This is a genomic window from Staphylococcus sp. AS1337, assembly GCF_051408735.1.
Classification (GTDB): Bacteria; Bacillota; Bacilli; order Staphylococcales; family Staphylococcaceae; genus Staphylococcus; species Staphylococcus xylosus_B.
This window is the reverse complement of sequence record NZ_JBOIHZ010000001.1, coordinates 425,792-440,607: the sequence shown is the minus strand read 5'-3', so window position 1 is coordinate 440,607 and position 14,816 is coordinate 425,792. Positions and strand designations below refer to the sequence as shown.

The 14,816-nt window shown below is 30.7% G+C and carries 15 protein-coding genes and 3 pseudogenes; 6 read left to right on the top strand and 12 right to left on the bottom strand.

Annotation, left to right across the window (positions count from 1 at the left end):
- Positions 1-5: 5 nt before the first annotated feature.
- On the top strand, positions 6-668 hold the full coding sequence (locus ACSUE0_RS02050) for a hypothetical protein (protein WP_436955852.1): 663 nt from the start codon (positions 6-8) through the stop codon (positions 666-668).
- 363 nt (positions 669-1,031) lie between these two features.
- Here the strand turns inward: ACSUE0_RS02050 and ACSUE0_RS02045 are convergent, their stop codons facing one another.
- From ACSUE0_RS02045 to ACSUE0_RS02035, 3 genes and pseudogenes are all read right to left on the bottom strand, one after another.
- Positions 1,032-2,666, bottom strand: a complete 1,635-nt coding sequence (locus ACSUE0_RS02045; protein WP_436955850.1) for an FAD-dependent monooxygenase — start codon at positions 2,664-2,666, stop codon at positions 1,032-1,034.
- A gap of 101 nt (positions 2,667-2,767) precedes the next feature.
- Positions 2,768-3,223: a MarR family transcriptional regulator gene (locus ACSUE0_RS02040; protein WP_436955848.1), complete on the bottom strand. Its 456-nt coding sequence runs from the start codon at positions 3,221-3,223 to the stop codon at positions 2,768-2,770.
- 113 nt (positions 3,224-3,336) lie between these two features.
- A pseudogene (locus tag ACSUE0_RS02035) lies at positions 3,337-3,497 on the bottom strand (recombinase family protein); the annotation flags it as partial.
- Between ACSUE0_RS02035 and ACSUE0_RS02030 the strand changes: the two are divergent.
- The 3 genes and pseudogenes from ACSUE0_RS02030 to ACSUE0_RS02020 form a co-directional block, all read left to right on the top strand.
- Positions 3,487-4,202 (top strand): annotated as a pseudogene (locus ACSUE0_RS02030) (macrolide 2'-phosphotransferase); the annotation flags it as partial. The pseudogenes ACSUE0_RS02035 and ACSUE0_RS02030 overlap by 11 nt on opposite strands.
- A gap of 110 nt (positions 4,203-4,312) precedes the next feature.
- Positions 4,313-5,113, top strand: a pseudogene (locus ACSUE0_RS02025) (ABC transporter permease).
- 240 nt (positions 5,114-5,353) lie between these two features.
- Positions 5,354-5,500, top strand: coding sequence for a hypothetical protein (locus tag ACSUE0_RS02020; protein WP_436955846.1), 147 nt, complete (start codon positions 5,354-5,356; stop codon positions 5,498-5,500).
- A 399-nt stretch (positions 5,501-5,899) separates the two neighbouring features.
- On the opposite strand, the gene eda is transcribed toward ACSUE0_RS02020, so the two are convergent.
- The 7 genes from eda to ACSUE0_RS01985 are packed head-to-tail and all read right to left on the bottom strand — an operon-like array spanning position 5,900 to position 10,964.
- Positions 5,900-6,517, bottom strand: coding sequence for a bifunctional 4-hydroxy-2-oxoglutarate aldolase/2-dehydro-3-deoxy-phosphogluconate aldolase (gene eda, locus ACSUE0_RS02015; protein ID WP_259338049.1), 618 nt, complete (start codon positions 6,515-6,517; stop codon positions 5,900-5,902).
- 43 nt (positions 6,518-6,560) lie between these two features.
- Positions 6,561-7,103 carry a 6-phospho-3-hexuloisomerase gene (gene hxlB / locus ACSUE0_RS02010; protein ID WP_119614048.1) on the bottom strand — a complete coding sequence of 181 codons (543 nt, stop codon included), beginning with the start codon at positions 7,101-7,103 and terminating at the stop codon, positions 6,561-6,563.
- The gene (locus ACSUE0_RS02005; protein ID WP_119614047.1) at positions 7,100-7,726 is read right to left on the bottom strand and encodes an orotidine 5'-phosphate decarboxylase / HUMPS family protein; all 627 of its coding nucleotides are present in this window, start codon (positions 7,724-7,726) and stop codon (positions 7,100-7,102) included. The genes hxlB and ACSUE0_RS02005 overlap by 4 nt, the downstream gene beginning before the upstream one ends.
- A gap of 2 nt (positions 7,727-7,728) precedes the next feature.
- Positions 7,729-8,682: a sugar kinase gene (locus ACSUE0_RS02000; RefSeq protein ID WP_119614046.1), complete on the bottom strand. Its 954-nt coding sequence runs from the start codon at positions 8,680-8,682 to the stop codon at positions 7,729-7,731.
- Between the two features lie 13 nt (positions 8,683-8,695).
- Entirely contained in the window at positions 8,696-9,970 is a 1,275-nt protein-coding gene (locus ACSUE0_RS01995; RefSeq protein ID WP_436955843.1) for a gluconate:proton symporter, read from the bottom strand.
- A gap of 27 nt (positions 9,971-9,997) precedes the next feature.
- Positions 9,998-10,225 carry a hypothetical protein gene (locus ACSUE0_RS01990; protein ID WP_259338048.1) on the bottom strand — a complete coding sequence of 76 codons (228 nt, stop codon included), beginning with the start codon at positions 10,223-10,225 and terminating at the stop codon, positions 9,998-10,000.
- Entirely contained in the window at positions 10,215-10,964 is a 750-nt protein-coding gene (locus ACSUE0_RS01985) for a sugar phosphate isomerase/epimerase family protein (RefSeq protein WP_119614044.1), read from the bottom strand. The genes ACSUE0_RS01990 and ACSUE0_RS01985 overlap by 11 nt, the downstream gene beginning before the upstream one ends.
- Before the next feature lie 166 nt (positions 10,965-11,130).
- Here ACSUE0_RS01985 and ACSUE0_RS01980 point away from each other — a divergent pair, with 166 nt between their 5' ends.
- Positions 11,131-12,126 carry a LacI family DNA-binding transcriptional regulator gene (locus ACSUE0_RS01980; RefSeq protein WP_436955840.1) on the top strand — a complete coding sequence of 332 codons (996 nt, stop codon included), beginning with the start codon at positions 11,131-11,133 and terminating at the stop codon, positions 12,124-12,126.
- Between the two features lie 277 nt (positions 12,127-12,403).
- Here ACSUE0_RS01980 and ACSUE0_RS01975 read toward each other — a convergent pair whose 3' ends face one another.
- Entirely contained in the window at positions 12,404-12,769 is a 366-nt protein-coding gene (locus ACSUE0_RS01975; protein ID WP_436955838.1) for a hypothetical protein, read from the bottom strand.
- Between the two features lie 234 nt (positions 12,770-13,003).
- Between ACSUE0_RS01975 and ACSUE0_RS01970 the strand changes: the two genes are divergently transcribed.
- On the top strand, positions 13,004-13,606 hold the full coding sequence (locus tag ACSUE0_RS01970) for a recombinase family protein (RefSeq protein WP_069792600.1): 603 nt from the start codon (positions 13,004-13,006) through the stop codon (positions 13,604-13,606).
- Positions 13,607-13,714: 108 nt separating this feature from the next.
- Here the strand turns inward: ACSUE0_RS01970 and ACSUE0_RS01965 are convergent, their stop codons facing one another.
- Entirely contained in the window at positions 13,715-14,794 is a 1,080-nt protein-coding gene (locus ACSUE0_RS01965) for a hypothetical protein (protein ID WP_069792601.1), read from the bottom strand.
- Positions 14,795-14,816 lie beyond the last annotated feature (22 nt).

The window sequence follows — 14,816 nt, the reverse complement described above, 5'->3', positions numbered from 1 at the left end:
AATTATTGAATAACCCATGGCAAGATATAAATTTTGAAACATATGAAAAGCATATAAAGTCTGACAATGTACATCAGTTGCAAACTTTAAATCAAATAACAAAAGAGCAATTAGATCTTTATAACAGTGATGTAGTGGGTATCCTTGGAATCGCTGGAGGTAATGGCCTAGAACAAATAGATTTATCAACAACAACAAAAGTATATGGGTTTGATATTAATAAAAACTACTTAGAAATTTGTGCAAATAGGTTTTCGTATATGAAAGAGAAACTAACTTTGATTGAAAGCGACTTTAATGATAAATCTTTCGATTTACCTAAGATTAATTTACTAATCTCAAACCTAATCATTGAATATGTTGGAGTTAACCAATTTGTTAACTTAATCGATAGAAATGAAAATGCTCTAGATGTAATTACTTGTACGATACAAGGCAAAGAAGCAGATGATTTTGTAAGCGAATCAGAGTACACTTCAGATTTTGATTCTTTAGAGCTAATTTTACATAAGATAGAACCTAATGAATTACTTGAAGCATTCTCAAATATAAATTATGAATTTATTGATCAAAAAGAATATAATTTGCCTAATGGTAAAAAATTCTTAAGACTAGATTTCGCTAAACAAGAAATATATAAGAAAATATCGATAAATAATAAAGTATAAGATTGAAAAGGAAAGTCGTGCAATGCTACCGCCTACTATATATATTGTAGGCTATTCCAATCATTTAAAACGATCGAATATTTTTAATACGTTTTTTCTTATTATCAAATTTTTAATTACTTAAATAAATATTTACTAATCCGATAAAATCAGTCGCGAAAACAAATAGATATATATCGATTTTCAGTATTGTTAGAAGGAAAATAATTATAATTTTTCACTAAAATAATAATTATTGTTAATATTGGATTTTATATTCATCTAAGTAATGTAAATATAAAATCTTGTATTCTGTTTATGCATTCTCAGTAATATCTTGTTGGGAACGCAAAAGCAATACAAATCAGTCTAATTCATATAACTTTAATTAACCATTAGTATTTTAGTTAATATATTTTCAAGAACATGTTGAGGAGATGTAACATTTGTATCTTTTCGCCAACAAACAAAATGGTCTGGTCTAACGAGTAAAACAGTAGATGAATTTGCTTGATATACATTCTCCCAATCTCTTTTATCTACGGATAAATTACCATTTCTTCCAATAGTATATATATTTATATTAATTTGGAATTGTTTCTTTATTTTCTCTATTGCATCTACCCATTGGTCGTCATATTCTCCTAGTATTAAAGTAAATTCCCCTTTTGGTAAATCTATGAAAGAGAGACTCTTATTTTCATATACAGCTCTTATATGAGGCAAACGTGTACCTACTTTTCCATTTAATTCAAAATTTTGAGTAGTATTTTGTTCGTTTTGTTGGGTTATTATAGCATTAGATAAATAATGATAACCTACTGTAGCAATTAAATGATCACTCATTGAAGTAGATTGATGATTTTTTCTTTTAATAGCTGAGACCTTCCCTGATTCTGCTATACGTCTAGCTTGTTGAATGGTGAATTCAGCTATAGGTTTTCGTTCTTCTTCGTAACTGGTTAATAAATCATCCCCAGCTTGTTTTTTTATAACCATTGCTAACTTCCATGCTAAATTGTGTGCGTCTTGTATACCAGTATTAGCACCAAAACCACCAGTAGGGGGCATTTCATGAGCTGCGTCTCCAGCTAAAAATACACGTTCACTTTGAAAATGTTCAGTAATACGTTCTTTAGGTATCCATGGAAGTATACTTATAATATTAATATCAATGTTGGGTAGACCAAGTGCTTTTTTTAGTAATTTGTAACAGTATTCCCAATCAAAATCATCAATCGTTTCTCCTAATTCAGGATTATAGGAGACATGAAAGCACCACAAATCCTTGTTATTAACTGGAAATAGTGTGCCTGAAGCTTCTTCATGAGTAATGTTACAACCGAAAAATTCGTGCCCCTTGATATACATACTAAGATCAGCTTTAAAATATACGTTAATAATATGGCCGTAGACATTCTCGGTTTTAGTTGGTATATCAAGTGATTTGCGTATTGGACTCTTAACTCCATCTGCTGCAACCATATATTGTGCTTTAATTTTTTCTTCAGTTCCATTCAAACGGTTACGGATAGTAGCTAAGACATAATTTTTATGTTGTTCAAAATTAATTAATTCTTTATAAAAATTTAAGTCTCCCCCTCGAGAATTAGCTTCTTCAAGTAAAATTGGTTCTGCTTGATTTTGAGAACAACTAGTAAATTTTTCTGGGCTAATTGTATTAGTTAAAGCTTTTGACATTCGCGCTTTTGGATCTTTTGTATTATCTATATTCTCGTCAGAAAAATTGGCTTCAGCTAGCGTATGAACTGTATACCATCCGTGACTTTTAGCCAAATCTTTACCTTGGTTTTGGATCAAGTCTTTAATACCTAATTCTCGGTATAATTCCATTGTGCGTAAATTAAAACCACTGGCTTTTGGGTGGATGGAGGTATTTTCGTGACGTTCTATTAATTTATAGCGTATATTTTGCTGTGATAAAAACAAAGCCATAGATAAGCCTACAAGCCCACCACCAACGATTAAAACAGGAATATCAGTTTCTTTCATTTTCATTTAAAAACTCCTTTTAATAGTTAATATTGTTTCCTTAACAATAATATTAACTATTTTTTGTTGAATATTCAACAAAAATAGTATAGGAACTTAATAAGCGTTTAAACCATTTTTTTAATTTCCTCATCCAAATGCTTTAAATATTTTTCCTGAAAGTCGAGCACATAATTGAATTGAACTTCGGTTAGTTGTTCAAAAACGATATTATCTCTTTCACGAAACTCTTCATTGAGTTTTTCATGAATTTCATAAATTTCTTTTCCTCTAGAAGTTAATTTAAAATAAACTTCTTTTTTATTATTTCTCTCTTTATAACTCTCAATCAATTCCTTTTCAATTAATTTTTTGGTTAGTTTACTAATTGCTCCTCTAGTTAAATAAAGTGATGAAGCTAGTTTAATTACATTAGGGTTTTTAGTTTTTTCTATTGCTTCAATACAATGCACTTCTGAAGGGGTATAACCTTTAAGCGCAGCTTGGAGTTTAAATTTTTCTAACCACTCTATTTTATTAAGCAGTTCTTTTGAATTTACATTAAATTGTTCTATTTTATCCATAAATATAACCGCCTCCTATTACAATAAGTCATCTGACTATCCTTCATTCTATCATGCGTTCAATAATAACCTATTTAATACTTGGTTGTTTCTTGAATTTTGGTTAACTAATAGATCGTATTCCCAATTGCTTCATTCATCATGGGCAAGCTTGTAATCATTAATTGGGCTTCTTTTCTTTTAAATAGTTAACCGTTTGAATAATCTCATCATAATTTCTTCCTAATCGATCAATAGATTCTACAACTAAACGATCTCCCATACGAATAAAATCCGAAAAACAAACAGTAGACTTCTTACAAAAGAATGTTTCATTTGAAGTACCGAAGTGGAAAATACACGCAAAAGACCTTATCGCTTACTCAAAACTTACAGGAAAACCCGCAGCAACAATAGATACAGAAATACAAAATTATGTATGGGAAATTGAGCACAAACCAGTACCAGAAAACTTTATTAACACATTAGCTGAAACACTCGTAGATTTACACAACATACCCCCAAAAAAATTGTCGCCCAGCATATAAATACTAAAACCATACAATAAATTAAAAATGACTTTCAGAGAAGAATGAATAAAGTTAAAAAACTTATGGCGTAGTAGATAAATTATGGAACAGATGGAAACACTGGTTAGAAAACGACGAACTATGGCCTCGACATGCGACCATGATACATGGAAACTTACATCCAGGACATATAATGATAGATAGTCACAGGTCTCATAGACTGGACTGAAGCAAGCCACTCCGATTCATCAATGGATTTCATTGGACACCATCGTGTATTCGATGACGAAGGATTAGAGCAACTCATAACAGCATACGGTAAAGCTGGAGGAGAAACGTGGCCACGAATGAAAGAGCATATAATAGAACTCAATGCCGTATTTCCAATGTTTATCGCTGAGTTCGCTATGGGATCAGGAGGAGCTGAGTATGAGAAAATGGCGTTGCAAGAGTTAGGTATAAAAGAGTAGAAGTTATAAAATAATATTCTTCATTATGTTAAAAAGAAGTTCTTTAATTCTTTCAAAATGAAACATTGTATCAATATGGAACGTTATAGTTAGAAAGAGGATATATTTCAATGAATTCAATATGGTTTGTATTAAAAGAACAATTGAAAAACTTATATTTAATAAGAAGATTAGCGGAATTTCTATTAAGAATTTCTAACAAAAAGAATTATCTAGGAATGGCGTAGGAATTAATTAATCCTACTATGCAAATTGCAGTTTTTTGGTTTGTGTTTGGTTTAGCTCTAAGAAGTAATAAGGTTATGGAGGGCGTTCCATTTATATATTGGCTCATTGTTGGGATCAGTACGTGGTTTTTCGTAAATGAAGGTGTTCTAGAAGGTAGTAAGTCTATTACTTCAAAATTTAATCAAGTAGCTAAAATGAATTTCCTGCTTTCTATTATTCCTAGTTATGTCGTTTTTAGTAAGTTCTATGGTCATATTTTTCTACTAGTAATTATTATCGGCGTTCGTTTTATTGGAGGATACAAGCCCTCTATATATACTTTACAATTATTTATATACTTGTTTTATGCGTTAGTTTTAACCAACGCTATAGCATTATTAGCTTCAACATTAAGTATGTTAATTAGAGACATACATTTAATTTTACAAGCTTTAATGAGAATGATATTTTTCGTCTCTTCTATACTCTATTTACCAAATAATCAAATAGTTGGAACAGTTATGCAATTTAATCCGATATACTTTCTAGCTGGAGGATATAGGGCAGCTATATTACACCACGAATGGTATTTTATTACTCATTGGGAACTGGCACTGTATAATATCTTCCTTTGTCTTTTAATCTTTAGTTTGGGATCAATTTTACATATGCGATTTAGAGATAGATTTGCCGATTATGTGTAATAAAAGGACTGTGCTAATTCGATTATTATTGAGACACGTTTTGATTTTAAAACGATTAGAAGGCTTCTTATTCAATAAGGGGTCTTTTTTAATGTGTGTTTTTGATAATCATCAATTAGATAAATGGAAAATATATAATTAAGATGTAATAATTATATATTAACAGTATAATCGATTATTTTTATATAGATATTGTCGAGTCATTCTTTTAGTGATCAATTATTATAAGGTGGAAAGGTGATGGATATGATTTTAAAACAACTAAATAATTCTATAGATTATATAGATGAAAATTTAATTACAAATTTAAACTTACTTGATTTATCAAACTTTGTTGGGTTACCTGAACAGCATTATAGAAATTTATTTATATTTCTTCTGGTATGAGTTTATCTGAATATATCAAAAAGAGAAAATTATATTTTGCCTAATGGTAAAAAATTCATAAGACTAGATTTCGCTAAATAAGAAATATATAAGAAAATATCGACAAATAATAAAGTATAAGATTGAAAATGAAAGCCGTGCAATGCTACCGCCCAATATATATTGTAGGCTATTCCAATAATTTAAAACGTTCGTTATTAAGACAAAATTTATTTTTGAAATAATAAAGAGATTCCCTTTTAAAAGGGAGTCTCTTTTGATGTATCTTCTTATAATAAAATATGATAAACAAACTATTTAAAAGTCATATTTTCTGTCTTCTTGTGCTGAGAATTAGTTAGTTCAATTTAAAATTTTAAAAAGCGGCCATCTCCTATGTCATTCTTTTTTATTTACACATTATTTACGTTTCAATAATTCACGTACATATTTTGCTAGTCCGCTTGGGCCTTCTAACTCATAAACCTTTGTGATTTCACTGCCAATCCCTATAGCATAACTACCTACAGCTAACCATTCTTGTGCATTAGCTATCCCAATACCACCTGTTGGGATAAATTCTAATTGCGGTAAAGGTCCTTGAAAGTCTTTAATCGCTTTAGAGCTAAATTGATTGGCAGGAAACAATTTAATGATATTGCAGCCATAGTGGCTAGCGTAAATCATTTCTGTTACAGTCATACACCCTGGAATATACAGTGTTCCATAAGTATTTGATAATTTGGCTGAATCCTTATCAAATCCAGGGCTTACAATAAATTTTGCACCTGCTTCTATGGCGGCCTTTGTTGATGCACTGTCTAGTATGGTCCCAGCACCAATGACTACATCTTTATATTGCGATAGCTCTCTAATAATTTCATTTGCTTGCGGGGTTGTTGCTGTCACTTCTATTGTCTTTAACTCATTTTCAATTAATATATGAGCGATATCAATAAACTTTTGTTTATCTGTGGTTCTATAAACTGCGATAAATTGGTTGTCTTTTATTTCATTTAAGATTTTTTGATATTTCAATTTATAGCACCTACTATCATTAATTTTATTTTTCATAGATATCTTATTCCAAGTTTGTATGTTGTGCATTAGCGCTCTGATTCGTTGTCTTATCACGTTTCGCTAATTTTTGGTTTAATATATCTAACGTGATGTGTACGGTTTGATCAAATAAAGATGATAATAATTGTGTCGATTTCACACCTGTATTCACTTTAGTGGCACCAGGAACGATAATTGTTTTGTCCGCAATTTGAGCTAATTTTGATTTTGCATCACTCGTTAATGCAATTACACTGAGTCCTAGATTTTTCACTTTTTCTGTCTGTGTCAAAATACTTTCAGTTGTTCCAGAACCTGATATTGCTAACCAAACATCACCAGCTTGAACTGATGGAGTAATCGTTTCTCCTACAACATAGCTTTGATAACCAATATGCATCAGTCTCATCGCGAACCCTTTTCCTTGGAAACCACTCCTTCCTGCACCTACAACAAATATTCTTTTTTCTTTCGTTAACGTTGTTACAACATCATCAATTTCCTTTTCATCTACTAAATTCATTACTTCTCTAATTTCATTTAAAACTGTATTTATCGTACTCATACGTTTAATACCTCCATAAATTTTTCTGCTGTATCACTTACGCTTTTCGACTTAGTGATTTTAGATCCAACGACCACGATTTCAATAATATCTTGGTGAGTTAAGTCTTCTGTTGATTCATAATCGATTCCGCCAGCAATTGCTATACGTTCAATATGTGCATGGGATTTTTTGAATTCTGATATTATATTTGCTACCTGTACTTCCTCATTTGCATCCACTGAGTGATGCAACAAATAGATGGCTTTTGAAAAATCATCTATTTCTAAAATTTGTTCATAGTTTAAATTAAGTAAATCAATCATCATTGTTCCACCACATTGCTTAGTCACTTCATAACATGCTGATAAAGTTTGATAACTCGCTGCACCCATCACAGTTACAATGTCTGCACCATGTTTAAAAGCTTGTTTAAACTCATACGCACCTTCATCAATAGTTTTACTGTCAACTAGTATTTGATTTTTTGTTGTCACCGCGCTTATTTTTTCAATTGCTAAGTTTCCATAATCTTTTATCAGTGATGTCCCAATTTCTATAATATCGACGTTTCCATTTAATTTAGAGGCTAAATTAATTGCTTCATCTAATGAAATTCGATCTAATGCAACTTGTAATTTCATGATTAGTATCCCTTCTCTATAACATCTAACTTCGCTTTATCCGGATAGCCATCATTATCACCTGTCGATTGTACAGCAAGTGCACCAATCGTATTACCTCTTTGAACTGCTGAGTTGATATCTATACCCTCCAATAATCCAGTAATAACACCTACCGCAAAGCCATCACCAGCGCCTACTGTATCTACCACTTGTTCTACCTGTTGACCATCAATCATCGTCCCAATTGTTTCTCCTTTTTGCTTTATATAAGCACCTGCCTCACCTAATTTCACAATCACGATACTTGTTTTTTCGCTTTGATTTAAATAGAAATCTGCAATTATCTTTGGATCTTCACTACCAACAAGAATTTTTCCTTCATTAATTCCTGGCAAAATAATATCTGCATGTTTAGCCAAGTTATTGATTTTTTCTCTCATTTCCGTTTCAGACTTCCATAACTGAGGTCGTAAATTCGGGTCAAATGTAGAAGTTATCTGATTTCGATTAATCATTTCGATTAACATATTAAATGCTGATAGCGACTCTGGTGAAATAGCTGGAAAAATACCGGATAGATGCACAAGTTCTATGTCTGTCCAATCAATTTTTTTTAATATTTCCTCATTAAAATGCGCTGCGGCAGATCCTTTTCTAAAATAATGAATATCTGGATCTCCTTTACTTACACGATTTTTCAATTGATATGCCGTCCAAAATTCATCTGTCTTTTCAATATAATCTGTGCCTATATTATTTTTGACTAAAGCTTTCTCAATAAAACCACCGAAGGGATCATCGCCAAGTCTTGTAACATATTGTGTACTATGACCTAATCGTGACACTCCAACTGCTACATTAACCTCTGCACCTGCTAAATATTTAGTGAATTTTTGAGCATCTTCTAAACTTTTATCTATCTCATCTGAACCAAATAATGCGATTGGTTCTCCTATGGTTAAAAATTTACTCATCTGCTATCTCTCCTTATAGAATAAAGTATGCTAAGAACAAGTTGACTGCCGTTGCTATCCAAATCCATGGCAGACCTGTAATTAAAAACGTTTTAGTATCTAACTCATTATATTGAACTGCCCATAAATTCCAGGATTGTGTAATACAAGCTGAAATACCTACCATGGATGGCACAACGAGTAAGCCATATAAAAAGTATTGATCAAACAATCCCGTACTGACAAAGATACTTGCAGTTGCTGCACCTGCACCATACAAGAATAACGGACCTCTAAAGTAAGCTAATGGCGCTAAGAAAATCATAATCACAGTTAATAACAACGTATTGTCAGGAATAATATGCTTGAATAAATCATTGAAGTCAGCCATTGCATGAACTGCAGCAGCTTGGAACATATTTAAAACAAATAGCATAATTATCAAACCTGCAATATCACTTATTGCGTTATATGTTGTATTGTTTATCATTTTTATCAAACCAGTATACGTTCGCATATTTCCAGTTGCGAGTAATGCTATTAATATTGATAAGAATAATGCCGGTACTGCATCCCATCCTAAAAGGATATTTAATACTACGGGTAAAATAGGAAGTATGTAAGTCCATGGAGAAACCTCTTTGATTTCTTTATTTTCGTCTTCTACAACAACCAATTTCGATTTACCATTTTGAATTTTTTTGCGATTAAATAATATAAAGGCAATTGTAATTACCATTTGTACTAACATCGCCGTAAAACCAAACTTTTGATATCTTAACCCCCACTCAATTTTCGGGAAAAATACTTGGAACTGCACGAACAATACATTATTGATATACATAGCTGCACCAATTGATAATGTAAACACTAAAACAGCTATATGCTTAGGGACACCTATTGAATACATAATTGGAAAAATAATTACACCGATTGCAATAGCTGAACCAACTCCATAAGAACTTGAGAAAATCAAAGCAAGTACGCATGCTATAAGAATTGTAGCTACCACAGGAAATCGATTACCTACTGTTTGCGTTCGTTTACTAATACTACCAGCTATGCCCGTATCAACTAATACACGACCAAACCAAGAACCAAATATAATATTTACAATTGTACTTCCATACTTAAGTACAGGTTCTGTATATATTTCTTTAATTGCTACATCTAACGGCACCAATCCAATAATTGTCCACAGAATAGCCATTATTAAGAATCCTAAAGTTAAATTTCCACCACGCATGACAAAAATTACAAATAAAATGAACGTTAATAATAGTAATATGCCAGTGACTGCTGCACCCATATACTCACCACCTAGTATTTGTTTAACTCACTTAATATTCTTTGATATGTTGAAACGTTTTTTTCTTCTCTTCATAAAAAAAGAATTTTCAAGGTTGTTGAAATCTAATGCAACATAATAAGCTGTTAAATAGGACGCTAATGCTTCTTTTGCTGACTTTTTTATATCTTCAGAATTGTTAATATCACGCTGTATCGATTCCATAAATTTATAAGCAAATTTTTCTGCATTTACATTTATTTTTTTAACTTCCATAACCTAACGCCTCGATAGATTGTTTATCTGTTAAAATTTCTTCTTTATCATCTGAAGGATACTCTAGTGCAATAGGAACATCTTTCGGTAAACAAGAAATTGCTTTGCGCCAATCAATATCTCCCTGTTCAAGAGAAGTAGCAAATAACGTATCTGAAGATTGGGTCACGTTTTTTAAATGAATATAACTAACGTAATCTCTTAACTTCTCTGCTCCAGTAATTTCATCCTCACCAACATATCTAAAGTTTCCTGAATCGTATGTGTAACCAATATTAATTTCCTCATATTTTGCTTCAGTTAAGAATTTTAAAATATTTTGAATTGTTCCTGATTGCTTAGTCTGATCATTTTCAATCGTAAAGATAAATGGTTGGTTGTTGATTAAGTTCAAATTCTGTAATTGCACCTTATTCTGATAATTTCCAATAGTCATTTTCACATGTGTTGCCTTAAGATTAATTGCTTCTTCAAAGTAACGCTTGATGTCCGGATTAACCTCTCCATTTTCTAAGAAAATCACTTCTGGAATACTGTATAGAATAGTTATATTTTTCTCTAAAGAAAATTGGGAAATTGATTCGATTTCTCCATTAACATCTTTAAAGTATTCTCTTCTTACTTCTATACTGTTAAATCCCAAATCAATTATATAATCGAATAATTCCAGTTGCGTTAAACCTGAATTAACCTTCTCTTGAGCAATTAACGTATTATAAACCAAATCAGTGTTTCTCATATCATCAGCCCTTTATTTATATTTTGATAAACCGGTTTACCAAACTTGTATCATATAGTAAACCGGTTTACTATAAATGTCAACGCTTACATTTAGGTTTTTATAAATAACAATGTTAAACTTTGATATGATTAGAAGATATTCCATTGGAAGGATTGAACGCAAAATGGAGAAAAAAACAACAATTTCTGATGTCGCAAAATATGTTAGCGTATCGAAATCAACTGTGTCGCAGTACATTAATGGCAATCACCAAAAAATGTCCGTCGATACACGTAAAAAGATTAAAAATGCTATTGAAGAATTAAACTATAGACCAAGTAGACAAGCTCAATTTTTAACAACACGAAGAAGCAATTTAATTGGCGTTGTTGTCGCTGATATATCAAATATGTATTCTTCATTACTGCTAAAAGGTATTAGTCAATATTTTGAACATACGAATTACCAGCTAATCATTGTTGAAGCAGCTAATTCAGAAATTAAAGAACAAAAAATATTACAGAAACTTGTCGATCAAAATGTCGAAGGCATTATCATTCAACCTTCGAATGATAACTCGTCAAACTATCAATTTATCGCAAACAATCAAATACCTATGATCTTAGTAGACCGAGAAATTGAAGACAGCCCTTGGTTATCAGTTACAACAGATAACGAAGCCATTGTGACAAAGGTTATGCACTCAATCGTTGAAAAGCATTACCAAAATATCATAGTCGTTTCTCAACCTATACATCGTGTGAATACAAGAGAAAAACGTTACGACACGATTGTTGATATTGGGAATTCAAACAATTTGAATATTAAATTAATTGAGATTGATGAGGCTCATTATACAGACGTTCAACAAGTTTTAGAAATAGCTCAAACAGGAAAAACTGCAATATTTGCCCTTAATGGTACTGTCCTTCTAGACATGATTAAATTAATGAATGATAATAATTTAAATATACCTGAAGATATAGGCATAACAGGGTTTGATGACTTTAATGTGACAGAAATTATTGCGCCAGGCATTACGAGTATCAATCAACCATCTAAATTAATTGGGGAAACCGTAGCAAAATCTCTTGATCAAATTTTAAAGGGTACACCCGCTAACAAAATTGATATTCCAACTATTATTAAATCTGAAATTCACTGGAGGAACTCTTTATAAAAGTAAAAAATAGTCCTAATTATTCTCTAGGAAACCTAATGATATATATCATAATATAAACGATAAAATATCTAAGTTAGGGACTAAAGTATAATAGTTCACCCCCAATTTTTAAACGTTCATTATTGAGACACGTTTTGATTTTGAAACGTTTAAGCCACTTCTTTTAAAAGAAGTGGCTTTTATTATTGTTTCTTATTAGGAAACTTTGTTTACCTGGTTCAATGTTATACCTATTAGTCTTTTGTTGAAAGTTTTCATTTTTATAACTTCCTATTTATTCTTTCACTTTTTTAAACACATCTGATCCTTTTTCACCTTCTTGCGTTACTTTCAACTTATCATTTTCTGTATCTACTTTAGCTTTAAACGTTACACGTTTTTTATCACCATCATAAGAAAATTTAAATGTATCATCTTTAGGATTTTCTATTTTAGTAGCAGGTAATTCATCACCTTTTATATCTAATATTAGGTTATCATCTTTAATAGTTATATTATCTGAGTGATTTGTATATTTTGTTGCTTTATAAGTATGTTTCCATCCCCCCTGTGCCTTATCCTGTGCATTCCCGCAACCTGTTAATATAATTGCTGCACCTAACAACGACACCCCTAATAACATTAATTTTTCATCTGTCACACTCCGATTTTTTGTCTTTTATTATAACGTTAAATTTCCTATCATCTAAAGAACTTATTACCTATTTTAACAGAAACAGCATTTAAAAAAATGACCAAATAATATAAACTCTTCTTTAACTTATCAAAGAGTTTTTACCAATTTAGAGTCTACCCTAAACGAACAATAAAAAACCCTTGTAAAATGCTGTTTCTGTTTGTATGATTAGGGTGTATGAAAAGAGGGAGGATAAAAATGATTGTTGGTTATGCAAGAGTTTCAACTATTGATCAAAATTTAGACAGACAAATTGAAAATCTACAGTCCTTTGGTGCTGAAAAAATATTTACTGAAAAACAATCAGGTAAATCTATAGAAAATAGGCCTACTTTTCAAGAAACGCTAAGTTTTGTACGTATGGGAGATCGTTTAATTGTAGAGTCTATTGATCGTCTAGGCCGGAATTATGATGAGATTATTCAAACTGTTAACTATTTAAAAGAAAAAGAAGTCCAATTGATGATTACAAGCTTGCCTATGATGAATGAAGCAATTGGAAATCCATTGTTAGATAAGTTCATGAAAGATTTAATCATTCAAATTTTAGCAATGATTTCAGAACAAGAAAGAGATGAAAGTAAGCGTAGGCAAGCACAGGGTATTAAAGTGGCTAAAGAAAAAGGCATCTATAAAGGCAGACCTGTACTTTATTCACCAAATGCAAAAGATCCTCAAAAACGTTTGGTCTATTACCGAGTTATAGAAATGTTAAATCAAGGAATTTCTATTAGTAAGATTGCGAAAGAAGTTAATATTGCCAGACAAACTGTATACAGAATTAAAAGTAAAGAAATATAAACTATTATTTATACTTTTTGATATTTTTAAAGTCAAAAAATATTCCCTTCTAAGGTGAAATATTTTTACTTAGAAGGGAGTATTATATTAAAAATTTTCAAGATTTATTTAGAGCATTTTATCAATTAATTTTTGTTTTATTTGATGAAATTCATTCTTTTTTATAGCTTCATAGTATATGGAAACTATTTTATTATGTTGTACTTTTGCTTCTTTTAAATAATTAGAAGCTTTAGAAGCAGATAATTCCCATTTTTTGGTTCCTTCTTTAATTTCTTTTTTATATTTTTCATCTGCATTAGTATCAATAATAGATTGGTAAGTATCTACTATCTTATCTCCACTTTTTTGAGGCATATAATTGTGAGGATCAGTACTATCAAATGCACACACACTTAATTCTGGAATGATAATTAAATCTAAACTTTCTGGGTCAAAATCACAATGATATAACTCAACATTAAATCCTCGTTGAACTGCAAATTCAACAATTTGCTTAAGCAAAGTAGATTTACCTGACCCTGGGCGTCCCTTGATAAAATATCGATTTTGTAAAGAAGAGGTTAAATTATCAATAAAATCAAAATTTCCTTTTTCTGTAATCGAGTCAAAAAAACGATCTTTTACTATTGATTCTTTGCTTAAGAACTCGATATTATTAAAAATTTCCTTTAAAACTCGGTTATTTAATTGTTGTGCCTTTTCTATATTTATTGAGTTACTAAAATATTTTTCTAAATCGTCATGGAGTTTTCTTGCTTGTATAATACTATTAGAATATTTTTCTAAATAATTTTCTTTTTGCGTTTGAATAGAAGAAATATTTTCTGATTTTTCCTTTATTATGCTATTATCTAATATTTTAGATAAATCTATTATTTCTCCTGTTATTTTAGGTAGTATATTATCAAAACTGTGAGGAAAACTTGAATCAAAAATCCCGACATTTTTATCTAAGTTAACTACTCCATCTAAAGTATTGATATTGAATGAACTATAAATTAGTTCAATATTTATATGACAGTCATTTAGTGTACTAGCAATATTTTGAATTAGTTCGGATTTACCATTACCGGGCGCTCCTTTCAGTAAATAAACATAGTCTAAATTTATAATTTCTTTGTCAAAAAAACTGTAATTTCCTCTACCACTATTACTAGCTAAAAAGTATGATTTATTATTTGTCATTTCTATTCCTCCTTAAAAATTA